This is a genomic window from Streptomyces sp. NPDC051561 (genome assembly GCF_044454195.1).
Lineage (GTDB): Bacteria > Actinomycetota > Actinomycetes > Streptomycetales > Streptomycetaceae > Streptomyces.
In genome coordinates this window covers 563,801-584,616 of record NZ_JBITDM010000001.1, presented here as the reverse complement: position 1 = coordinate 584,616, position 20,816 = coordinate 563,801, and the positions used below count along the sequence as shown (strand labels likewise).

Genomic DNA, 20,816 nt, shown 5'->3' with positions numbered 1-20,816 from the left:
GTCCCCGGTCTGATGCCCCGTCCGGAATCTCCACCGGGAGCCTGATGCTGCCCGGCGGCCCTAACTGGAGGGTGGGGGCCATGGGTGAATCAAGAAGGCTGACGAAACGTCAGAAGTGGTCCCAGTCCGGCAAGTTGACGGCTCTCACCGCCGCGCTCTGCGTCACCTCAGCCACCGTGTCCCTGCTCCCCACCGCCTCGTCCGCAGCCACCGGGACGGACGGCGGGACGGCGGCCGGGCCAGTGGTCCAGGCGCTGGACGGCGGCGGGCGTACGGCACGTATCAGCAGGACCGAATACGGCATCCCGCACATTTCGGCACGCAACTTCGACGGGCTCGGCTACGGGTACGGCTACGCGTTCGCGCAGGACAACATATGTGAACTCGCCGACATGGTGGTCACCGTGCGAGGCGACCGCTCGCGCTTCTTCGGCCCCGACGGGAAGACCGGTGAGGGCGCGCCCAACCTGGCCAGCGACACGTACTACCAGGGCCGTCAGCGCGCGGGCACCGTACAGAAGCTGCTCGCCCGCAAGGCACCGCTCGGACCGACGGCCGAGCTGCGCAGGATGGTCGAGGGGTACGCCGCCGGATACAACCGCTACTTGCGGGACACCGGCACCGCCAAGCTCCCGGACCCGCGCTGCCAGGGCAAACCATGGGCCCGGCCGATCACCGCACTCGACCTGTGGAACCTGGTGTACGACGTCAACGGCGCCACCGGCACCACCCCCCTGGCACCGGACATCGGTGACGCGAAGCCCCCGACGGCGGGTGGCGGCGAGGCGCCGGGGAGCCCGAGGCCTCGTGGGGGCCAACCCTCCTCCGCCGCCTCCCCCTCTGCCGCCTCCGCCTCCGACTTCGGCAGCAACGGCTGGGCGCTCGGCCGCGACGCCACCCGCAGCGGCAACGCGATGGTCCTCGGCAACCCGCACCTCCCCTGGACCGCAGGCAACTTCCGCTTCTACCAAGTGCAGTTGACGATCCCCGGCACCCTCGACGTGTCCGGCGGCAGCCTGTACGGCACACCGCTCGTCCTCATCGGCCACAACCGCACCCTCGCCTGGACGCACACCGCCAGCAACGGGCAGCACGCCTCCTTCTACGCACTCAAGCTCGCCCCGGGCGACCCGACGAGCTATCTCGTCGACGGCCGCACCGTGAAGATGAAGCGCAGCACGGTCCCGGTCACCGTCCGGGGCGAGGACGGCAAGCTGTCCACCGTCCGGCGCACCCTGTACACCTCGCGCTTCGGACCGGTCCTGGCCAACGGCTGGACGGCGAGGACCGCGTACGCCTTCCGCGACGCCAACGCCGACAACCTGCGCTCCATGAACGCCTGGCTGGCCACCGGCAAGGCCCGTGACCTCGGCGAACTGCGCACCGCCCAGACCACCTACCAGGGCAACCCCTGGACCTACACCCTCGCCGCCGATACCACCGGCGCCACCTACTTCACCGACTCCTCGGTCACCGCCAACCTCACCGACGCCCAGCTCAAGAAGTGCGTGGTGCAGGGCGGCGAGGAGGGCCCCGAGGCACTGGACGGCTCCACGACCGCCTGCGACTGGAGCAACGACCCGGACGCGCTCGTCCCGGGCATCGTGGGCCCCGCCCGACAGCCCCAACTGAACCGCACCGACTACGTCGCCAACTCCAACAACGGCCCGCGCTACACCAACCCGGCAGCCCCCCTCACCGGCTTCCCCGGCACCTACGACACGGGCTCCCGCATCAGCCAGCGCCCCCAGCTGGGCCTGCGCATGATCGCCGAACGTCTGGCGGGCACCGACGGACTCGGCGCACCGGGCTTCAACGGGGCCACCCTGAGCGCCTCCATGCTAGGCAACCGGGTGCTGTCCGCCGAGACCGGACGCGACGACGTGGTCGGCATGTGCCGCGCCCACCCCCGGCCGACCACCACCGACGGCAAGCAGATCGACGTCACCAAGGCCTGCGCCACGCTTGCCGACTGGGACAGGCGCGCCGACAGCGACAGCCGGGGCGCCGCCCTGTGGACCACCTTCTACGACCACCTGGTGCGGACCGGCCCGCCCGGTGACTGGAACCGCGTCCCCTACGACCCCGCCCAGCCGCTGACCACCCCGCGCGGCATCAAGGGCGACGACCCCCGCGTCCGGCGCGCCTTCGCCGACACGGTGCAGGACTTCGCCGCCCGCGAGGTGCCGGTCGACGTCGAGCTGGGCGCCACCCAGAAATGGGCGGGCGTTCCGCTCCCCGGCTGCAACGGCAACAAGGGCTGCTTCAACGTCCTTGAGGCGAGCCCCGAATCGGGTACCGGCACCCCGCCCGGCGGCGCCTTCGGCAGCAGCTTCCTGATGGCCACCGAACTCACCCCCACAGGGCCCCGCACCCAGACCCTGCTCACCTACGGCCAGTCCTCCAACCCCACCTCGCCCCACTACACCGACCAGACCCGCCTCTTCTCCCGCCGGCAGTGGGTGACCGAGCGCTTCACCCCGGCGGAGATCGCCGCCGACCCGAAGCTCACGGTGACGGAGCTGCGGTGACGGAGCTGCGGTGACGGAGCTGCGGTGACGCCAGAGGTGCGGTGACGGAGCTGCGGTGAAAGAGCTGCGGCGATGGATCTGCGCGGCTGACCCGCACCGCGCGCCCCGGCCCTCCGACGACGAGGGTTCGGGGCGCGCTGCGTTTCCGGTGATTCCTCCCGCGCTGCCCGGGTACGTTGCGAGGATGACCACCTACGTCGTGACCCTCCCCGGCACCCTGCTCGACAAGCTCAGCCCGGCCGCGCACGAGCAACTCCTGCGCGAACTGAGCCCCGCCGACCCCCGCCACACCCACCTCGGCGAGACCGAGGACCTCGACCGGCTCACCGTCGACGAGGAGAACTCCACCTTCGTCATCCGCCTCGAAGTGCACGCGGCCACCACCAAGGAGGCCGAGGCGGAGGCCCGCAGCATCGCCACCCGGGCATTGCGGGCGGTCGGGCTGACGGAGGACAGCGCACCGATGGGGCCTGCGGCGCTGTCCGGGATCGATACGGAGGAGTGAGGCGGGGAGGGGCTGGGACGGCCCCCCTGATCAGCGTGCCGCCGAGTCCCGCCACGGCTGACGCCCAGGCCCCGACGGGTGCAGCCCGGTGACGCCCATGACCACCGAGTAGAGGCTGGTCTCGGCGGTGATGAAGAGCCGGTTCCGCTTGGCCCCGCCCCAGGAGATGTTGGCGACCGCCTCGGGGACGTTGAGCCGCCCGATCAGGGTGCCGTCCGGGTCGTAGCAGTGCACTCCGTCGTTCATCGCGGCCGCCCAGAGGCGCCCGCCGTCGTCGAAGCGCAGATTGTCGAAGCGGGCGCCCTCGCGGGCCGCCGCCTCGGCGAAGATCTTGCCGTCCGACAGCGAGCCGTCCTCGCGCACGTCGAAGACCCGGATGAAGCCCGCCCGGGTGTCGGAGACGAACAGCTGCTGCTCGTCGGCCGAGAAGACCAGCCCGTTCGGCGTCCGGAAGCAGTCCGCGACCAGTCGCACCTCGCCGCTGTCGGGGTCGATCCGGTAGACGTTGTTGGCGCCGATCTCGCTCTCGGCCCGGTAGCCCTCGTAGTCGCTGGTGATGCCGAAGTCCGGGTCGGAGAAGTAGATGGCGCCGTCCGACTTCACCGCCGCGTCGTTGGGGCTGTTCAGCCGCTTGCCCTGCCAGTGGTCGGCCAGCACGGTGAGGGTGCCGTCGTGTTCGGTACGGGTCACCCGGCGGTTGCCCTGCTCGCAGGTGATCAGCCGGCCCTGCCGGTCGAGGGTGTTGCCATTGGTGTGCCCGGCGTCGCGGCGGAAGACGCTGACGGTGCCGGTCTCCTCGTCCCAGCGCAGCATCCGGTCGTTGGGGATGTCGCTCCAGATCAACTGCCGCCAGGCGGGCAGATAGACGGGCCCCTCGGCCCAGCGGCAGCCGGTGTACAGGACCTCAAGGCCGTCGTCACCGTTCATGCACCGGCCGGTACGGAACCGGTCGTCGAGCATCTCGTACAGCCCCGGGCGCTCACTGGTCATGCTGGCTCACCCCATCCAAGGTCAAGGTCAAGGTCAAGGTCAAGTTCCGCGCGATGCCGAATAAGCTTCGGCCGTATCCAGATACTGCTGTATGGAATATGGTGAGCGCAAGATCAAACCGAATGGATGACCGTGGACGATCTCGACCGGGCACTTCTGGCCCAACTCCAGCAGGACGCCACCCAGTCCTACGCCGCCCTGGGCAGGGCCGTCGGCCTCTCGGCCGGTGCCGCCCACGAGCGCGTGCGCAAACTCCGCGACCGGGGCGCCATCCGCCGCACCACCGTCGAGGTGGACCCGGCGGCGGTGGGCGCCGGAGTGCTGGCCTACGTCATGGTCGACTCGACCTCCTGGATGGGCGACTCGGCGGCGGCGTTCGCCGCGCTCCCCGAGGTTTTGGAGGCGCACATCATCGCGGGCAGCGCCTCGGTGATGCTCAAGGCAAGGACCTCCACCACCGAGCAGCTCCAGGACGTACTGCGCCGGATCCACGCCATCGACGGCGTCAGCGGCACACAGGTGACGGTGGTCCTGGAGACCTTCTTCGAACGACAGGTGTCGCCGGGGCCGGCGGCCGGTTAGCGCGGTGCCTGCGGGAGGGGTGGTGTCTGCCGGCGGGGCGGTGCCGCCCCGAGGGCCGGTGCCGACGGGATGGCGATCTCGTCCTCCGTGACCGGGCGGATCCGTCCCCGGTCGAGCGTCACCACCCGGTCGGCGGCCGCGAGGCACGTCCGGTCGTGGGTGACCAGGAGCGTGGTGCGGCCCCGGGTGGCGTCGAGGAGGTCGGTCAGGACGGCGGTGGCGGTGGCGGGGTCGAGGCCCTCGGAGGGTTCGTCCATTACCAGGACCGGCGGGTCGGCGAGCAGCGCGCGGGCCGACAGCAGGTTGGCGCGGACCGGGCGGCAGGTGCAGGCTCACCCCGTCCAGCACCGCAGGGCCGTCGGGGTGGTGCCGTACCCGCAGACCGGCGATCCGCACGCCGAGCGGCACGTCGAAGGGCAGCGGGGCCGGCCGGGGCGGGTCGGTGACCGGCGGCAGAGTGTCGAGCACATCCGCCAACCGCCGTGCGGACGCCCGTACTTCGGCCAGCCGGCGGGCGGCGGTAAGCAGTACGGAGCGCGCGTCGAAGGAGACCAGGGCGAGCACCGCGAGGTCGGTCCCGCCGACGGTGATCCGGCCCGAGGCCGGGGCGACGAAGCCGAGGAGCAGGGACAGCAAGGTGGACTTGCCGGCACCGCTCGGCCCGACGAGGGCGACGCATTCACCGGGGTGCAGGGTGAGGTGACGGAGCACGGGCTGGCTGGGCCGGCAGCCCGCGCACCCAGGTCGGCAGCGCCCGCAGTGCCATGGCGCCACCCAGCGCGACCAGTGGGGCGACCCGTCGGCCCCGCCCGGCGAAACCGTCCGCGAGGACGTCCGTCGGCAGGGCCGCCTGGGAGACGATCAACACGGCGGAGAGCAGGGACAGGCTCATAGGACCACGACACCGAGGTTGTCCTCGGCAGCGACCCCGACGCCTTCTCCGTCCTCCTCTTCGGCGGGAGCACCCTGCTCGCGGTGGAGTCGGTCAACCGGCCGGGGGACCACCTCGCGGCACGTCAACTCCTCACGGAGCGGGCGGAGATGACCCCGGAAGAGGCGTCGCTGGAAGGGTTCTCCCTCCAGGAGTACGGGGCAGGGAGGCGGGCCACGCGGGAGGCACGGTGACGCCCGGGGCCAGAACGCCCCGGGTCAGCCGGCCGGTGGCTGCCACGCGGCCGCCGCCGCCTCCGCGGACGGATGCACCGGGAACACCTGGTCCAGCCCCACGATGCCGAAGGTCCGGCTGACGTTCGGCGGTACGGCGGCCAGGGCGATCGTGGCGTCGGCGGCGAGGGCGTGGTTGCGGGCCGCGATCAGGACCGTGATCCCGCTGGAGTCGCAGAAGGTCAGTCCGGCCAGGTCCACGACAAGCTGTTGGCCGGGCGCGACGGACACCCCCGGGAGCAGGGCGCGGACCTGGGGTGCGCTGTAGTGGTCGAGTGGTCCGCTGAGTTCGAGGACGGGCCCGGCGGAGGTGCTGCGGGTGGTGGCCTTCAGTGGGATCACGGCTGCTCTTCGGGGTCGGGACCAGGCACGCTCACGGCCAGGACGGCGGTGTCGTCGTCCACCCCGCGGCCGAGTGCCTGGAGCAGCTCCCGTACCGAGGCGATGGACTGCTCGGCCGTGGTGGGTGCCAGGGCGTGGCCGAAGGCCAGCAGGGCCTCGTCGCCGTAACGCTCGCCGGCCGGCTCCGTGTGTGCCTCGGTGAGGCCGTCGGTGTGCAGCATCAAGGTGTCTCCGGGGCCCAGTCGGAACGTGGTGGTGGCGATGTGCGCGTCGGGCAGTACGCCGATCAACTGGCCGCCGGGGGTGGGCAGAAAGGCGGCGGTGCCGTCCGCGCGCATCAGCAGGGCCGGTGGATGCCCGCCGCTGGCCAGGGTGATCCGGAAAGCGCCCTCGTCCGGGGTGAGCAGCCCGAAGATTACGGTGCAGAACCTGGGGTCGCGGCCGCCGTACTCGTGGTGCAGCACGGTGTTGAGGTTGTTCAGGACGGCGGCCGGGTCCGGGTCGTAGACCGCGGCGGCGCGCAGGGTGTAGCGGGTCAGTGAGGTGACGGCCGCGGCGGTGGCGCCCTTGCCGCACACATCGCCCAGGAACATTCCCCAGGAGCCGTCGCCGAGAGGGAACAAGTCGTAGAAGTCGCCGCCCAGTTCGTCGGCGGAGGCGGGGTGGTAGTGCGCGTCGACCCGGAGTCCCGGCACGCTCGCCAGGGCGGGCGGCAGCAGACTGGCCTGGAGGGTGGCGACCAGTTGCTGGAGCCGTTCGCGTTCGCGCTCGGACTCCTTGCGGGCGCGCAGCAGTTCACTCTCGTACGCGCGTCGGTCGCGGGCGTCGAAGACGGTGGTGCGGATCAGTATGGGCTGCCCGTCGATGCCGGTCTTCACCGTCGAGGTCACCAGGACCGGTAGCCGGGTGCCGTCGGTCGCCTTCATCTCCAGCGCGATGCCGTTGATCTCGCCCTGCATGCGCAGCAGCGGCGCGAAGTGCGTCTCGTGGTACAACCGGCCGCCCACGGTGAGGAGTTCGGAGAAGCGCCTACGTCCCACCAGGTCGTCCCTGGCGTACCCCAGCCAGTTGAGCAGGGTTTGGTTGATCTTGGCGATGGTGCCGTCGAGGAGGGTGGAGAGATAGCCGCAGGGGGCGTTCTCGTACAGGTCCTCCGCGCTGTCCTCCAGGAGGGCGGAGAAGATCTGGGCGTCGTTGGGGCGCCCGTCGGTCCCGGGGGGCTCGGGTGCCGGGGGCTTGCCGGAGTCGGGGCCGGAGGCGGAGACGACCTCGGCACCGGGGCAGGAGCCGGTCCCCGGCGGGAAGCCGGTTCCGGGCCCGCCCTCCTTGCCGGCCTCGTCGTGATGCGGCACTAGGTGAGCGTTCCCGCGAAAGTGCCGATCGCTGCGGCCGTCTCCTCGGGGGCGCTGAGCTGTGGGCAGTGCCCGGTCGCGTTCAGCGTCACCAGGCGGCTGCCCTTGATCTGGCCGTGGACGAAGTCGCCCACCTCGGGCGGTGCGATCGCGTCGTTGGAGCACTGGGCGACCAGGGTGGGCACGGTCACCGCGGCCAGGTCGGCGCGGTTGTCGCTCAGGAAGGTGACCCGGGCGAAGACCCGCGCGATCTCCGGGTCGGTGGCGCAGAAGCTGTCCTCCAACTCCGCGCTCAGCTCCGGCCGTTCGGGATTGCCCATGATGACCGGGGCCATCGCCCCGGACCAGCCGAGGTAGTTGGCGTCCAGCGACTCAAGGAGCTCCTCGATGTCCTCGGCGGTGAACCCGCCCCGGTAGTCCTCGGCCGGATCGTCGACGAAGCACGGCGAGGGCGCGAGCAGCACCAGCCCAGAGAAGAGCCGGGGCTCCCTCGCCGCCGCCAGCACCCCCATCATCGCGCTCACCGAGTGCCCCACGAACGTCACGGGTCCCAGGTCCAGCTCACGGCAGAGTTCCAGCACGTCGTCGACGTAACCGTCCATGCTGGAGTACCGCTCCCGGCTCCACGCCGACAGATCGGACCGCCCGGCGCCCACGTGGTCGAAGAGCACCACTTGGAAGTCGCGCTCCAGCGTAGGCACCACCAGCCGCCACAGGTTCTGGTCGCACCCGAAGCCGTGCGCCAGCACGAGCACCGGCGCTCCTGCGCGCCCCGACACCGTGACGCGGTTCCTGCTGTGTACGTCCATGGGACCCATCCTCGCAGAGTGGCACTGGGTGACCTATCCCGATATGGGTTTTGTGTACGAGGCAGGGGGCGCAGGTGGTAGGCGGCGGGGGTAGCAGGGAAAGCCGGGGAGGGGAGGGACGGGATCAGCCGTCGATGTCGAGGGCCGTCCCGTACAGGCGGTCCACCTTCATCCGGATCACCACCCGCCGCTCGGCGACCTGCCGGCTCAGGAAGGCGTCCTCGTCCTTTGCGTCCTGCGGCCGCGACGCCGCCGGGATCATGGCGAGCAGCTCCCGCCCGACCGCGTCACCCGGCTCCGACGTGACAGAGGACACCGTTGCCTCTCCCTCGGCCACGGCGAACGACCAGATGTCGGCCCCCTGCACATGCAGGGCGAGGTGTGGGTCACGCCGGAGGTGCCTGACCTTGATGCGGTCCGCGGTGGTGGAGAACCGTACGATCCGGGCCTCCGGGTCCCAGCTGTAGAGCATGGTTGTCAGATGCGGGTGGCCGCTGCTCCTGGTGGTGGCCATGGTGCCGAAGGTCTGCCCGCCGAGCATGTCGGAGAGCACCTGATCGGAGAGGGCGCGAGGCGCCGGACCTTGAGTCATGAGCACAGCAACCTCCGGGTGCCGCGCCGCATTCCGGATCAGGGCCGGATGACCGGTTTCCGGGGTGGGTTCAACTACCTGACCCAACGGGCGAGTTGCCGTACCCCTAGGATCTCCGGGCGTCAGGGCACCTCGGACGGTGCCGTACCGGCCCTCAGGGAGAACTGATGCGCATACGCCTCCACAGACGCCTCGCCACCTTCGCCACCGCACTCGCCGTCACCGCCTCCGCTCTCGTTCTCGGCCCGGTGTCACAGGCCGGGGCGGCGGACGCGGCCGTCCCGCCGATGGGGCCCGTCTTCAACCGCCCCACCGGCGACGTCGCCCAGCAGAACGCGATCCGCGACCGGGCGCGTGCGATGATCGCCGCCGCGGACAACGGCTCGACGATCCGGATGGCGCTCTACCACTTCTGGGACAGGACCTTCGCCCAGGAGTTGGCCGCCGCGCACACCGCCCGGGGCGTCAACGTCCAGGTCGTCCTGGACGAGACCTCGGTCAGTACCGAGAACGTCACCGACGTCTCGTACGACACCCTGAAGACCTCCCTCGGCACGGACATGACCAAGTCGTCCTACGTGAAGCTGTGCGCCAGGGGCAGTTCCTGCCTAGGCCCCGCCGGTGCGGGCATCAACCACAACAAGTTCCTGCTCTTCAGCAGTCTGGGCGGCGGTACGGCCAAGCAGGTCGTCCTCCAGATGACCTCCAACCTCACCCCGTCCAACTACTCCCGCTACTGGAACAGCGCGGTCGGCGTCGCGGGCAACGCCGCCCTCTACACGGCGTACAGCGACTACTTCGTGAAGCTCGGCAAGCAGGACCGCGCCAACTGGGACTACACCTACGCCAACGCGGGCGAGTACAAGGTCTACTTCTTCCCCCGCGCAGGCACCGCCAACGACAGCGACACCGTCATCAACGCCCTCGACAACGTCGCCTGTACGTGGAGCGACTCGGCCGGCAGCCACCGCACCGCCATCCGCGCCGCCATGCTGAAGATCACCCGCCAGGGCGTCGCCGACAAGCTCCGCGCCCTCGCGGCGGCGGGCTGCACCGTCGACCTGGTCTACAGCGAGACCGACACCGGCACCTGGAACGCCCTGCACGGCCAGACCCGGCTCGCCGCCCGGTGCTACCAGCACGACGACGACGGCGACGCGGACACCCCGAAGCCCACCCCGAACCGCATCGTGCACTCCAAGAACCTCATGATCGACGGCATGTACGCGGGCGCCCGCGAGAAGCTGGTCCTCACCGGCAGCCACAACTGGAGCGGCCCCGCCCTGCGCGACAACGACGAGTCCATGGTCCGGATCACCAACGAGTCGATCTACCAGGCCTTCGTGACCAACTTCAACGACACCCGCGCGGCGGCGATGCCCGGGACCTCGGACAACGTGGCCGTCTGCCGCTGACGATCTTCTGCCGAAATTTCCGCCGAAATTTCTTCGAGTGGGCGTGAATGCCCGCCCGAAGGTGGGGCAGAAGAACCATTGACCCGAGCTTGGCAGGCACCCCCCCCAGCCTGTCGGGCACCCAGGATGCCCCACCGCCACCCCCCGGCCGTGGGGCATCTGCCTGTCCGGGGCCGTCCCGGGAAAGGTCCGTGACCGGCCCGGGGCCGTCCCTGGGCCGGCCCCGGATCGGCAAAGATGGGCACATGTTTTCGGGCGAAAGTGAAAAAAGCGGCGCACGGGCCGAGGGCCTCCGCAGCCGCACGGGAAGAGCACCCTCGGCGGCGACCGCCTTCGTCCTCGCTCTCCTCCCCCTCCCCGGATGCGGGAATCCGGCGGAGACGACCGCCCCGCGTCCGGTGCTCTCGGTCCGTTACGAGGCCCCGGCGAACGCCGCCGACCGGCGCGACGCCGAGTTCCTGCGCGAAGGACGCACCGTGGAGGAGGCCGCCGACGCGCTGGCCGGATTCGTGCGCTGGGGGGAACGGAAGCCGGTACCGCTCGTGGTCAGGTCCTGTGGCGGGGAGGGACCTTCGTACGATCCGGAGGCCCGCCGGATCGAGCTCTGCTACGACGAGCTCTCGGAAACCCGCGAGCTCTTCCGGGAGAGCGGCGCGCCCCGGCCGGCGGACGGCGCCCTCCGCTCCGTATTCCTGGAATCGCTGCACCACGAGTCCGCCCACGCCCTCATCGACGCACTCGGGCTGAATCTGCCCGGCAACGAGGAGGACGCCGCCGACCGGTTCGCCGCGCTGATGCTGCTGCGCAAGGGTGAGAGCGGCGAGCGGCACCTGCTCGACGCGGCCGAGACCTGGCAGAAGTCCTCGGAGCTGTACGAGGAGGCGGCGGGCGACGAACACGCCTCCGACCGGGAACGGGCCGCCGCCATGCGCTGCTACGTGTACGGCGCCGCCCCCGCCCGGCACCGGGGGCTGGTGCCGGGCGGGGACGGGGCAGGGTGCGAGGAGAAGTGGGCGACGGCGCGCACCGGCTGGACCGACGCCCTCCGCGCCGCAGGCACTCTTCCGCCGCCGCACGCGCCCTCCCCGCAGACCTGACCGTGCGGCCTCACGCGCTCCTCCGCAGTTCTGCGGTCGTCACATTGCGGAGGAACGGCCAGATGGTGGCGGCCACCGCCACCGAGAACACCAGGAACGCGGTACGGGTACCGAGCCATTCCGCGAGCACCCCGATCAGTGCCGCGCCGACTGGCATGCCGCCCCAGCTGAGCAGCCGGGCGGCGCTGCTGTAGCGGCCCATCAGGGCGTCCGGCACGATGTTCTGCGAGATCAGCCGGGCGTTGACCGTCCACAGGGTGCCGCCCATCCCGCCGAGGAAGGCGGCAGTCGCGACCGCCCACACCTGGGTGGTGAGCGCGGGCACCGCCATCATCGCCAGGGTGCCGACGAGGTCGGCGAACATCGCCCAGCGGCGGCCGAGCAGCCGGTTCACCCGGGTGACGGTCAGTGCGCCGGCGAGACCGCCCACCCCGAGGGCGCTCAGCACGACTCCGTACTCCTGCGGCGAGAGCGCCAGCAGCTCCTTCGCGACCAGCGGCATGAGTGCGAGCCAGGCACCCCAGCTCGCGCACAGCACGGTCAGGATGAGCGCCATGGTGCGCAGCAGCCGGTGCTTCCAGAGGAGGCGCAGGCCCTCGGTGAACTGGCCCAACAGGGCGGGGGAGTTGACCGCTGCTCCGTGACCTTCTTCGTGACCTTCTCCGTGAGCTTCTCCGCGCGCTGCTCCGTGACCTTCTCCGTGCGCTGCTCCGTGCGCCTCTTCGTGAGCGTGCCCCTTCCGGTTGGCGCGGAAGCGGCCGGTGAGCAGGAGCAGGAGCAGGCAGGCGGAGAGGTACGCGACCCAGGTCGCGCCCAGGGCGAGCGCGGTGCCGGTGGCGAGGAGCAGGCCGCCGATCATCGGGCCGCAGAACTCGTTCGCGGCGGTTTCGACGCCGGTGATCCAGGCGTTGGCGCGTTCGCGTCCCGCGCGGGGGACGAGGGCGGGGATCAGTGCGCTCTCCGAGGTCTGGGCGACCACCTCGGCGATGCCGAGCGCCGCTCCCGCGACGACGAGGGTGGGGAGCCCGAGGGTGTCGGTGAGTACCGACTGCATCAGCCAGCCGATCGCCAGCAGCCGGATCCCGTTGGCCAGCCAGAGGAGCCGTCGGCGGTCGGCGCGGTCGACGAGGACGCCGACGGGCAGCGCGAGGAGCAGCCAGGGGAGCGTGAGGGTGAGGGCGACCAGGGAGATCAGGCCGGGGGAGGTGGTGAGGCCAGTGGCCAGCAAGGGGAGGGCGATCTTGGCGATGCCGTCCGCGAGGTTGGTGGTGGCGCTGAGGGCGAGGAGGACGAGGGTGTTGCGGGTGCCTCGGGGGTCGGGGGCCGGTAACGGCGCGGCCTCCAGTGCTCTGTTGCCGTTGCTCAGCATCTCCGACGTACTCACGACATCTCCCCTAACCGGCTAACAGCTTTACTGGTTATCTCTGTCGAGGAGCAGACTGCCAGAGTCGACGGACACCGGTCAACGCTTTAGCCGGTTAGAGTGGGGTGGGTCGCCGCGGGACATTCCTCGGCGGCCGGTCACCCCCGCCGGACCCTCAACTCGCCGATCGGAGGCGCCACATGATCGAAGCCCCGCCCCCGGCCCGGCTGATCGAGGCGTTCGCCAACACCGTGGACGTCGAACTCGGCACCGAGGACCTTGACACCCCCGCCCGCCTCACGGCCTGGCTGGCCGAGCAGGACCTGCTCCCGCCCGCCACCCGGATCACCCCCGCCGACCACGACCTCGCCCTCCGTCTGCGCGGCGGCATCCGCGAGGCCCTGGGACTGCACGCGGACACCCCCGACCCGTCCCTGATGGCCGCCGCCGCCCAGGCCCTGACCGAGCTCCCGCTGCTCGTCACCGTGACCCCGGACGCCCGTACCGCCCTCGCACCCTCGCCCGAACTCCCCCCGGCCCGCCACGCGTTGGCCACCCTCGCCATCGCCTGGACGGAGATCGGCACCACCGGCGACATCGCCCGCCTCAAGCGCTGCGCCGAGCACGCCTGCGCCTGGGTCTTCTGGGACACCTCCAAGAACCGCAGCCGCCGCTGGTGCTCGATGCGTGTGTGCGGCAACCGCACCAAGGCACGCCGGTACGCGGCGAAGCGCGCGACCACGGACGGCTAGCGCGGCGACCCGGGGACGTTCAGAGCCTGTGTCCCAACCCCGGCCGGGCCGCTCAGCTCCCGTACGGCGACCAGCCCGTGGCGCTCGCCCACGGTTCCGCGACCGTGATGACGAGATCGACGACCGGGTCCTTCACGTCGGCATACGTCCCGGTGTCGTCGACGGCGTCGGCGAGGAGCTGCTTGAAGCGGGCGTAGGCGGGGACCGCCTCGGGGTGGGCGCGGAACCAGTCGCGGAAGAGGAGGGCGAGGCGTTCGTTGGGCGAGCCCAGGCGGCGTACGTGGAGATTGATGCCGACGGTGCGGACGGAGGCGGGAGCGGAGCCGGAGTCCCGGGTGGGCGGCTGGGTGGCGGGCTCGTGGCGGCGTGTCCACAGGCGCTTGGTCCACTGCTGGGGGTCGTCGTCGCGGCCGGCGGGTACGTGGTCGTGCCGGTGGCGGGAGAGCTGGAAGCCCAGGTCGGCGAGGGGCCCGGCGAAGGCCTGCTCGGCCGCCTCCAGGTCCGCTACACCGATCTGGAGGTCGAAGACGGGCTTGGCCGCCATGCCGGGGACGGCGGTGCTGCCGATGTGCTCGACGTGCACCGCCGTGGGGGCGAGCGCGGTGCGGAGTTCGGCGGTGAGCGCGAGCCCCTGGGCCTGCCAGGCGGCGGAGGGGGCGACGAGGACGGGGGCCGTGGTGGAGGTGCCGGATTGCGGGGGTTTGATCATCAGGCCGAGTCTAGGAGCCTGTGTCCACATCCTGGCCGGGATATCGTGCGGGCCTGCGCGCCGTCACACCTGGGAGGGCCGTCACACCTGGGAGGGCTGGGAGCGTATGAGCGACACCGTGGGTACGAGGAGTGGGGCCGGTACGGCGGATGCGGCCGGCCAGGACCGTGCCACCGCCCAACAACCCCTCCCCGTGCGGCACTTCACCCTCGCCTGCGACGGCGAGTCCCTCAGCTGCGCCGAAGCCCTCCCCGGCGGGAGCCCGCCCAGCTCACTCCCACCCCTCACCGCCGTCCTCCTCCACGGCGCCGGCAACGGCGACAAACAGAGCCCCACCCTCCTCGCCACCCACCTCGCCGCCCGTGGCCACCACGCCCTCGCCCTCGACTTCTCCGGCCACGGCGCCAGCACCGGCCGCCTCCGCGAACTCAGCCTGCAACGCCGTTTCGACCAGGCCCGCACTCTCGTCGACCGGCACGCCCGCACCGGTTCCCGCCTCCTCCTCATCGGCTTCAGCATGAGCGGCCAGACCGTCGCCGACCTGGCCGCGCACTTCGGTCCACGGGTCGCCGCGATCGGACTCGGCGCACCGGCGGTGTATTCGGCCGAGGCGTGGCCGGTGCGGTTCGGCGAGGGCTTCACCGAGATCATCCGTACGCCGGACAACTGGACCAAGTCGCCTGCCCTGGACGTCTTCCGGGCGCTTGCGGCCACCGTCCGCGCCGTACTCGCCACTCCCGCCGTCGACGCCGTGATCCCCCCGGCCGTCACCGAAGCGGTCGACGAGGCGTTCACCGCCTCGGACGCGCACTACACCCGGCTGGTGTTCCCGACGGCCGACCACCGGATGAGCCTGCGGTTCGCGACGGACGCCGCCGCCCGCGAGGAGTTCTTCGACGCGCTGCTCGGGGAGGGAGGGGCGCCAGGAGCGTGAGTGCCGTGGGTGGCAGGCATACCCCGTCGTATCTCCCCTCCCGGGAGGTTAAGTTGACCGCATGAAGCACACGACCCCCATAGTGGCGCCCGCAGTTCCCCCAGCTCACCCCGCTCACGCGGCACTCCCGCCCTCCCTTCCCTCGCTGCCCGCCGGGCGCCGGCGATGATTGCCTCCCCGCACCTCGCCGCCCTCGTCCCCCTCGCGGCCACCACCGCGAACGACCTGCCCCACCCGTACCCGCTGATCCGCGGCGGCGGCCTCTTCCTGCTCTGCGTGGGTCTGGGGTTCCTGCTCGGCTGGATCTTCCAGAGCCGGTGGATCCCGTTCGCCATCGGCGGCGGCGTGGCCGGATTCATCGCGAGCGGCCTGAGCGCCCTGCTCCCCTCCCTCGGCAGCCCCTCCTTCGTGCAGATCGCGGGCCTGGTCGGCTCCTTCGTCCTCGAAATGGGCCTGATCTACCTCGTCATCAGCCGCTACCAGAAGCAGCAGGGGCTGGAACCGGAGAAGCAGCAGGGGCTGGAGCCGGAGAAGCAGTCGACGCAGCAGGACCTGAAGCAGCAGCCGGACGAGCGCACCCTCATCCTGACCATCCTGTTCGTGGTCGGCCTGCACTTCCTGACCATGGGCCTCGCCCACGGCCCGCTGATGACCATCCTCGGCCTCGCCACCTCCGCCAACGCCCTGATCGGCCTGTACGTGGCCAAGAGCCTCCCGGTCCGCGCCCTGGGCGTCACCGACGCCCTGCTGAAACTAGGCTTCGGTGCCTGGATGCTGCTGGCCTACCCGGCGGTGACGTTCGGCTGACGCCCGCGATACCTGCGTCACACCGCCGGTTGGGCGCCGCCCTCGTGCTGCATGCTGTTCCCATGGCGAACAGTGAGGGTGAGGGCGGCGACGGCGGTTACGGGGACGCGGCGACCGCGCACGCCTGGTCGGCACTCGGTGGCCGGGCCGATCTCGTGGCGAAGGTGTCGTACGAGCGGGATGCCGGAGAGGTGCTGCCGGCCCGGCTGCCGGTGCGGGAAATGGCCCGGGCGACGGTGGGGGCGTGCTCGCTGGCCGCCGCCGAGCTCACGGCGGTGCGCGGGGCGACGGGTGCGGACGTACCCGGAGTACGGGTGTCGGAAGGGGCTGTCGCCACCGCCTTCCACAGCGAACGGCACCTGAGGATCGACGGCCGCGCCCCGACCAACTTCGCCCCGCTGTCCGGGTTCTGGCGTACCTCCGACAGCTGGGTGCGGACCCACGCCAACTACCCGCACCACCGGGCCCGCCTGCTCGCCGCCCTCGGGCTCCCTGACGACGGAACACGCGACGACCACGCGTCGGCAGAGGCACTGGCGGCCGAGCTGGCGACTCGTACGGCGCACGAGGTGCAGGAAGCGGTGTACGGGGCGGGCGGGCTGGCGGTCGCGTCGGCATCCGGGTCGGTGTTCCAGGGGCCCGGCGCCGTAACGCCGTTGCCGCTGGTCGAGACCCGGACCGACCCGGTCGCCGGAGCGCGGCGGCTGCCGGACGCCTCGCTTCCGGCGGCAGGGGTACGGGTGCTGGACCTGACCCGCGTACTCGCGGGCCCGGTGGCCGGGCGCACCCTCGCGCTGCTCGGCGCCGATGTGCTGCGGGTCGACTCGCCTCGGCTGCGCGAGGACGCCGATACCCACACCGACACCGGCATGGGGAAGCGTTCGACGCTGCTGGACCTCGGTGCGGGCGAGGACCGGGAGACCTTCGAGGAATTGCTGGCCTCCGCCGATGTGGTCCTGTCCGGGTACCGCCCCGGCGCCCTGGACCGCCTCGGTCTGGCCCCCGAAGCACTGCTGGAACGCCGCCCCGGGCTGATCGTCGCCCAGCTGTGCGCCTGGGGCTGGGGCCCCGGGCCCTGGGCGGGACGACGCGGCTTCGACAGCCTCGTACAGGTGGGAACGGGCATCGCGGCCATCGAGGGGGACAGGGCACCGGACGGGTCGCCGGAGGGGCGGCCGGGGGCGCTGCCCGCGCAGGCGCTGGACCACGGCACGGGATACCTCGTCGCGGGTGGTGTGCTGCGGTCACTGACGGAGCGTCAGGAGGACGGGTGTGGACGTCACTTGAGGTTCTCACTGGCCGGTACGGCGTGCTGGCTGATGCACGGGGTGCGGGCGGAACCCGCTGCCCCGGGCGGCCCCGCATGCGACCCCCAGCGCTGGATGGCGACCTCCGAGTCCCCGTACGGCAAGCTCGATCACGCCCTCCCGCCTGTCAGCCACCACGGCTCGCCCGGCAACTGGAGCCGCAGTGTGCGCAGTTGGGGATCGGATCGGCCGGTCTGGCTGTGAGTGCCGGCATGCGTTCGCCGGGTCGGCTCGGGGGGCGGGCTAAAGTGTCCGCCCGGCCTGTATGTCCGGAAGGTGTTGCCCGGGATGTCCGGAAGGTGCCGTCCGGACTGCGCGTACCCACCGATCGACCCGGTCCACCCGACCCGACCCGCCCCGACCGAGAGGCTCCGAAATGCCGTCCGTACCTCCGCGAGCCCGGCCCGTGCGGCAGGGGGCGGGACCCGAGGCCGGACGTACGGCTTCCTTCGCGCCGCGCACACTGCGCCCCGGGCCCTTCGGGGGCAGCCTCGCCCTCCCCGAAGCCGGCGCCGACATCTGGCAGTTGAGGATCTCCGAGTACGTCGCCGGCATGCCCGACGGCAGTCTCGGCCTCCTGGACGCCACCGAACGCGAACGCCACGCCGTCTTCCGCAAACCCATCGACCGCGAGCGTTACGCCGCCGCCCACATCGCCCTCCGCCACCTGCTCGGCGCGTACCTCGGCCACCCTCCGGCCGACGTCGTCCTGGGACGCGAACCCTGCCCGCTCTGCCCGGAACCCGCCGAATCCCGAGAATCCGGCGGGTCCCACGAGTCCGCCCCGTCCCGCAAACCCCACGGCCGCCCCTGCGTCCCCGGTGCCGACCTGCACTTCTCCCTCTCCCACAGCGGCGACCTGGTCCTCCTCGCCTTCGCCCCGACACCCGTCGGCATCGATACCGAACTCCTCACCGACGTATCCCAGGCGGACGAGATCGTCGCCGCCCTGCACCCCCGTGAACGCGCCGAACTCGCCGCCCTGCACGCGGACGACACGGCGAGGCTGGCCGCGTTCGGCCGCTGCTGGTGCCGCAAGGAGGCGTACCTCAAGGGGACGGGCACCGGCCTCGCCGTACCGCTCGACGGGACTTATGTGGGGGCGGGCACCCGGCCGGGAGAGATCCCGGGCTGGCGGCTGACGGACGTCGAGGTGGGGGAGGGGTACTCGGCGGCGGTCGCGGTCGCCTCGTAACCCGGCGGCCCGACGCGGCACGCAGCACATCTCCCGTCAGCACGTCCGGACTTGACCTTGAGTCTTCTCCAACTCCTAGAGTGCGAACACCAGCGCCCACGGCGCCCATCGGCACCCCATCGCCCCCGCACCCAAGGGACCTCACCATGCGCTACCGCACCCTCGGCGGCACCGGAATCGAAGTCAGTACCTACTGCCTCGGCACCATGATGTTCGGGGCCGTCGGCAACCCCGACCACGACGACTGCGTACGCACCGTCCACCGCGCCCTCGACGCGGGCATCAACTTCGTGGACACCGCCGACATGTACTCGGCCGGCGAGTCCGAGACCATCGTCGGCAAGGCACTCGGGGGAGCCCGCCGCGACGACGTCGTACTGGCCACCAAGTTCCACTTCCCGATGGGCAACGGCCGCAACCGGGGCGGCAATTCACGCCGTTGGATCATGCGCGCCGTCGAGGACAGCCTGCGCCGCCTCGACACCGACCGGATCGACCTCTACCAGGTGCACCGATCCGACCACACCACCGACATCGAGGAAACCCTCGGCGCACTGGACGACCTCCGCCGCCAGGGCAAGATCCTCGCCTTCGGCTGCTCCACCTTCCCCGCGGAGGACCTGGTCGAGGCCCACCACACCGCCGAACGCCTTGCCCTCCCGCGCTTCCGCACCGAACAGCCGCCGTACTCCCTGCTCGCGCGCGGCATCGAGACCACCATCCTCCCGGTCGCCCGCCGTTACGGCATGGGCGTGATGACCTGGAGCCCCCTCGCCTCGGGCTTCCTCTCCGGCAAGTACCGCGCCTCGCGCCCGGTCGACCTCGACGCCGGCCGCGCCCGCCTCCACCCGAACCGCTTCGACCCGGCCCTCCCCGAGAACCAGGTCAAGCTCGCCGTCGCCGAGCAGCTCGCCGACCTGGCCGAAAGCCTTGGCCGTACGCTGCCGGAACTCGCGGTGGCCTTCCCCCTCGCCCACCCGGCCGTCACCTCGGTCATCATCGGCCCCCGCACCCAGGACCAGCTCGACAGCCTCCTCAAGGGCGCCACCCTCACCCTGGACGACGCCACCCTCGACCGCATCGACGAGATCGTCCCGCCCGGCACCAACCTCTACCACCCGGACGGCGCCTGGCGTCACCCCGCGCTGGACGACACCTCGGCGAGGCGCCGGCCGGAGGGGGAGCGGGCGGCGGCCTGAGACACGGGCTACTGGCGCACGACGCGTACCTCGTCCACGCCGAGCAGGCCCGCGAGGGGGACCTTCGCGGACTCCTGGCCCGGGTCGACCGTCAGACCGTCCTGGCGCAGCAGGCCGAGGAGGAGTTCGGCGAGGGGCATCACCGCGTGGCGGCCCCAGCAGCGTTCTGAGCCGTGACCGAAGCCGAGGAATCCGGGGGCGGTGTCGGGGTCGAGGGTGTCCCAGCGTTCGGGGCGGAACTCGTCGGGGGCGTCCCACAGGGCGGGGTCCCGGTGGGAGAGCAGGGGGAGTACGAGGATGTCGTCGCCCGGGGTGATGAGGGGATCGAGGCCGGGGTACTCGGGGGAGGCGTTACGCAGCAGGTTCCAGGAGGGGGGCAGCAGGCGCATCGCCTCGTACAGGATGTTGCGGTTCGAGGTGGACGCGTCGAACGGGGAGCCCAGCCACAGGGCGTTGGCGACCAGGGTGGAGACGGTGAAGCAGACCGGGGCGGCGGCCCGCCGGTACATGCCCATCGCGTAACGGCGGTCGTGGTAGCCGGTGGCGGCGGTCACCAGACGGGCGAGGGAGGTCAGTTGGGCGTCGGGGTCGGCCCTGTTCGCCTTGAAGGGGCGGGGGAAGGCCGCTCCCGCCGCTATCACCGACCAGGTGAGTTTGGTCGTCAATTCGAGATTTCGGCTCATGAGAATGCGCAACCGATAGGGGTCGGTTCCCAGGATCAGATCCCGGAGAAAAATGTGTCCGGTAATCGGCCAGGGGCCGGAAAGGTCCACCTTTTCCGGCAAGGGTTTCTTCAATGCCTCGCGCACGTCGCGCCCGACGGTCCGCATCACCGAAGCCGCCTCCGCCGGAGCGATCGAACGCCCCTGCAACGGCTTGAAGGTGGGCCGCTCCACCTCGGTCGCTTTGCGCACGGACAGGATCCGGTCGGCGAGCTCGTGCCCGGCGACACCGATGGTGTCGGGCTCCAGCCGGAACACGTCCTTGCCCCGGTGGTCCCGCAGCAGAGCGGCAAGTCGCGGCGCGAGGACGGTGGTTCGGGAGGTGGCGGGGTGCGCGCCGGACGGGCGAGGAGAGTGCGGGACTTGCGGGAGCGAAGGCTGCGTCATGGTGGGGGTCTCCGAGAGGGCCGCGGCGCTGTGGTCGGCGAGCGCGGGCCGGCTGGCGAATC

At 71.5% G+C, this 20,816-nt stretch carries 21 protein-coding genes and 2 pseudogenes; 12 read left to right on the top strand and 11 right to left on the bottom strand.

The annotated features are described in order from the left end of the window. The first annotated feature begins 80 nt into the window (after positions 1-80). Positions 81-2,531 carry a penicillin acylase family protein gene (locus ACIA73_RS02600; RefSeq protein ID WP_399436390.1) on the top strand — a complete coding sequence of 817 codons (2,451 nt, stop codon included), beginning with the start codon at positions 81-83 and terminating at the stop codon, positions 2,529-2,531. 184 nt (positions 2,532-2,715) lie between these two features. Beyond that, positions 2,716-3,036 (top strand): hypothetical protein, encoded by a 321-nt coding sequence (locus ACIA73_RS02595; RefSeq protein WP_399436389.1) that lies wholly within the window; start codon positions 2,716-2,718, stop codon positions 3,034-3,036. Positions 3,037-3,066: 30 nt separating this feature from the next. Here the strand turns inward: ACIA73_RS02595 and ACIA73_RS02590 are convergent, their stop codons facing one another. Next, entirely contained in the window at positions 3,067-4,026 is a 960-nt protein-coding gene (locus ACIA73_RS02590) for an SMP-30/gluconolactonase/LRE family protein (RefSeq protein ID WP_399436388.1), read from the bottom strand. Positions 4,027-4,158: 132 nt separating this feature from the next. Here ACIA73_RS02590 and ACIA73_RS02585 point away from each other — a divergent pair, with 132 nt between their 5' ends. Beyond that, on the top strand, positions 4,159-4,608 hold the full coding sequence (locus ACIA73_RS02585) for an Lrp/AsnC family transcriptional regulator (protein ID WP_399436752.1): 450 nt from the start codon (positions 4,159-4,161) through the stop codon (positions 4,606-4,608). On the opposite strand, the gene ACIA73_RS02580 is transcribed toward ACIA73_RS02585, so the two are convergent. From ACIA73_RS02580 to ACIA73_RS02570, 3 genes and pseudogenes are all read right to left on the bottom strand, one after another. Then, complete coding sequence (locus ACIA73_RS02580; protein WP_399436387.1) at positions 4,605-4,865, bottom strand: hypothetical protein; 261 nt, start codon at positions 4,863-4,865, stop codon at positions 4,605-4,607. The genes ACIA73_RS02585 and ACIA73_RS02580 overlap by 4 nt on opposite strands. Positions 4,866-5,229: 364 nt before the next feature. Further along, positions 5,230-5,319, bottom strand: a pseudogene (locus tag ACIA73_RS02575) (ATP-binding cassette domain-containing protein); the annotation flags it as partial. Next, on the bottom strand, positions 5,288-5,500 hold the full coding sequence (locus tag ACIA73_RS02570) for a hypothetical protein (protein WP_399436386.1): 213 nt from the start codon (positions 5,498-5,500) through the stop codon (positions 5,288-5,290). The pseudogene ACIA73_RS02575 and the gene ACIA73_RS02570, both read right to left, overlap by 32 nt. Before the next feature lie 20 nt (positions 5,501-5,520). On the opposite strand from ACIA73_RS02570, the pseudogene ACIA73_RS02565 reads away from it, so the two are divergent. Further along, positions 5,521-5,733: pseudogene (locus ACIA73_RS02565) on the top strand (oxidoreductase C-terminal domain-containing protein); the annotation flags it as partial. Between the two features lie 24 nt (positions 5,734-5,757). Here the strand turns inward: ACIA73_RS02565 and ACIA73_RS02560 are convergent. The 4 genes from ACIA73_RS02560 to ACIA73_RS02545 all read right to left on the bottom strand — a co-directional run bounded on the left by ACIA73_RS02560 (position 5,758) and on the right by ACIA73_RS02545 (position 8,867). Further along, a complete protein-coding gene (locus ACIA73_RS02560; RefSeq protein WP_399436385.1) occupies positions 5,758-6,114 on the bottom strand; it encodes an STAS domain-containing protein in 357 nt (118 codons plus the stop codon). Then, positions 6,111-7,298, bottom strand: a complete 1,188-nt coding sequence (locus ACIA73_RS02555; RefSeq protein WP_399436751.1) for a SpoIIE family protein phosphatase — start codon at positions 7,296-7,298, stop codon at positions 6,111-6,113. The genes ACIA73_RS02560 and ACIA73_RS02555 overlap by 4 nt, the downstream gene beginning before the upstream one ends. Before the next feature lie 167 nt (positions 7,299-7,465). Next, a complete protein-coding gene (locus ACIA73_RS02550; protein WP_399436384.1) occupies positions 7,466-8,275 on the bottom strand; it encodes an alpha/beta fold hydrolase in 810 nt (269 codons plus the stop codon). A gap of 124 nt (positions 8,276-8,399) precedes the next feature. Next, positions 8,400-8,867, bottom strand: coding sequence for a TIGR03618 family F420-dependent PPOX class oxidoreductase (locus tag ACIA73_RS02545; RefSeq protein ID WP_399436383.1), 468 nt, complete (start codon positions 8,865-8,867; stop codon positions 8,400-8,402). Positions 8,868-9,034: 167 nt separating this feature from the next. Between ACIA73_RS02545 and ACIA73_RS02540 the strand changes: the two genes are divergently transcribed. Next, positions 9,035-10,282: a phospholipase D-like domain-containing protein gene (locus ACIA73_RS02540; RefSeq protein ID WP_399436382.1), complete on the top strand. Its 1,248-nt coding sequence runs from the start codon at positions 9,035-9,037 to the stop codon at positions 10,280-10,282. A 245-nt stretch (positions 10,283-10,527) separates the two neighbouring features. After that, on the top strand, positions 10,528-11,379 hold the full coding sequence (locus ACIA73_RS02535; RefSeq protein ID WP_399436381.1) for a DUF4344 domain-containing metallopeptidase: 852 nt from the start codon (positions 10,528-10,530) through the stop codon (positions 11,377-11,379). Positions 11,380-11,389: 10 nt separating this feature from the next. On the opposite strand, the gene ACIA73_RS02530 is transcribed toward ACIA73_RS02535, so the two are convergent. Further along, positions 11,390-12,748 carry an MFS transporter gene (locus ACIA73_RS02530; RefSeq protein ID WP_399436750.1) on the bottom strand — a complete coding sequence of 453 codons (1,359 nt, stop codon included), beginning with the start codon at positions 12,746-12,748 and terminating at the stop codon, positions 11,390-11,392. Positions 12,749-12,942: 194 nt separating this feature from the next. Between ACIA73_RS02530 and ACIA73_RS02525 the strand changes: the two genes are divergently transcribed. After that, positions 12,943-13,494, top strand: a complete 552-nt coding sequence (locus ACIA73_RS02525; protein WP_399436380.1) for a CGNR zinc finger domain-containing protein — start codon at positions 12,943-12,945, stop codon at positions 13,492-13,494. 52 nt (positions 13,495-13,546) lie between these two features. On the opposite strand, the gene ACIA73_RS02520 is transcribed toward ACIA73_RS02525, so the two are convergent. Then, positions 13,547-14,203, bottom strand: coding sequence for a GrpB family protein (locus tag ACIA73_RS02520; RefSeq protein ID WP_399436379.1), 657 nt, complete (start codon positions 14,201-14,203; stop codon positions 13,547-13,549). Between the two features lie 106 nt (positions 14,204-14,309). Here ACIA73_RS02520 and ACIA73_RS02515 point away from each other — a divergent pair, with 106 nt between their 5' ends. The 5 genes from ACIA73_RS02515 to ACIA73_RS02495 all read left to right on the top strand — a co-directional run bounded on the left by ACIA73_RS02515 (position 14,310) and on the right by ACIA73_RS02495 (position 19,645). Then, positions 14,310-15,137 (top strand): alpha/beta hydrolase, encoded by an 828-nt coding sequence (locus ACIA73_RS02515; RefSeq protein WP_399436378.1) that lies wholly within the window; start codon positions 14,310-14,312, stop codon positions 15,135-15,137. 165 nt (positions 15,138-15,302) lie between these two features. After that, the gene (locus ACIA73_RS02510; RefSeq protein WP_399436377.1) at positions 15,303-15,944 is read left to right on the top strand and encodes a DUF6609 family protein; all 642 of its coding nucleotides are present in this window, start codon (positions 15,303-15,305) and stop codon (positions 15,942-15,944) included. A gap of 62 nt (positions 15,945-16,006) precedes the next feature. After that, a complete protein-coding gene (locus ACIA73_RS02505) occupies positions 16,007-17,455 on the top strand; it encodes a CoA transferase (protein WP_399436376.1) in 1,449 nt (482 codons plus the stop codon). Positions 17,456-17,627: 172 nt separating this feature from the next. Beyond that, on the top strand, positions 17,628-18,446 hold the full coding sequence (locus ACIA73_RS02500; protein ID WP_399436375.1) for a 4'-phosphopantetheinyl transferase family protein: 819 nt from the start codon (positions 17,628-17,630) through the stop codon (positions 18,444-18,446). Positions 18,447-18,592: 146 nt separating this feature from the next. Continuing rightward, positions 18,593-19,645, top strand: a complete 1,053-nt coding sequence (locus tag ACIA73_RS02495; protein WP_399436374.1) for an aldo/keto reductase — start codon at positions 18,593-18,595, stop codon at positions 19,643-19,645. Positions 19,646-19,653: 8 nt separating this feature from the next. On the opposite strand, the gene ACIA73_RS02490 is transcribed toward ACIA73_RS02495, so the two are convergent. Beyond that, complete coding sequence (locus ACIA73_RS02490) at positions 19,654-20,754, bottom strand: cytochrome P450 (protein ID WP_399436373.1); 1,101 nt, start codon at positions 20,752-20,754, stop codon at positions 19,654-19,656. Positions 20,755-20,816: the final 62 nt, after the last annotated feature.

Coding starts and splice junctions, on each gene's coding strand:
- ACIA73_RS02600 (WP_399436390.1), top strand. CDS start 81: ATGGGTGAATCAAGAAGGCTGACGAAACGTCAGAAGTGGTCCCAGTCC.
- ACIA73_RS02595 (WP_399436389.1), top strand. CDS start 2,716: ATGACCACCTACGTCGTGACCCTCCCCGGCACCCTGCTCGACAAGCTC.
- ACIA73_RS02590 (WP_399436388.1), bottom strand. CDS start 4,026: ATGACCAGTGAGCGCCCGGGGCTGTACGAGATGCTCGACGACCGGTTC.
- ACIA73_RS02580 (WP_399436387.1), bottom strand. CDS start 4,865: ATGGACGAACCCTCCGAGGGCCTCGACCCCGCCACCGCCACCGCCGTC.
- ACIA73_RS02570 (WP_399436386.1), bottom strand. CDS start 5,500: ATGAGCCTGTCCCTGCTCTCCGCCGTGTTGATCGTCTCCCAGGCGGCC.
- ACIA73_RS02550 (WP_399436384.1), bottom strand. CDS start 8,275: ATGGACGTACACAGCAGGAACCGCGTCACGGTGTCGGGGCGCGCAGGA.
- ACIA73_RS02545 (WP_399436383.1), bottom strand. CDS start 8,867: ATGACTCAAGGTCCGGCGCCTCGCGCCCTCTCCGATCAGGTGCTCTCC.
- ACIA73_RS02540 (WP_399436382.1), top strand. CDS start 9,035: ATGCGCATACGCCTCCACAGACGCCTCGCCACCTTCGCCACCGCACTC.
- ACIA73_RS02535 (WP_399436381.1), top strand. CDS start 10,528: ATGTTTTCGGGCGAAAGTGAAAAAAGCGGCGCACGGGCCGAGGGCCTC.
- ACIA73_RS02530 (WP_399436750.1), bottom strand. CDS start 12,748: ATGCTGAGCAACGGCAACAGAGCACTGGAGGCCGCGCCGTTACCGGCC.
- ACIA73_RS02525 (WP_399436380.1), top strand. CDS start 12,943: ATGATCGAAGCCCCGCCCCCGGCCCGGCTGATCGAGGCGTTCGCCAAC.
- ACIA73_RS02520 (WP_399436379.1), bottom strand. CDS start 14,203: ATGATCAAACCCCCGCAATCCGGCACCTCCACCACGGCCCCCGTCCTC.
- ACIA73_RS02515 (WP_399436378.1), top strand. CDS start 14,310: ATGAGCGACACCGTGGGTACGAGGAGTGGGGCCGGTACGGCGGATGCG.
- ACIA73_RS02510 (WP_399436377.1), top strand. CDS start 15,303: ATGATTGCCTCCCCGCACCTCGCCGCCCTCGTCCCCCTCGCGGCCACC.
- ACIA73_RS02505 (WP_399436376.1), top strand. CDS start 16,007: ATGGCGAACAGTGAGGGTGAGGGCGGCGACGGCGGTTACGGGGACGCG.
- ACIA73_RS02500 (WP_399436375.1), top strand. CDS start 17,628: ATGCCGTCCGTACCTCCGCGAGCCCGGCCCGTGCGGCAGGGGGCGGGA.
- ACIA73_RS02495 (WP_399436374.1), top strand. CDS start 18,593: ATGCGCTACCGCACCCTCGGCGGCACCGGAATCGAAGTCAGTACCTAC.
- ACIA73_RS02490 (WP_399436373.1), bottom strand. CDS start 20,754: ATGACGCAGCCTTCGCTCCCGCAAGTCCCGCACTCTCCTCGCCCGTCC.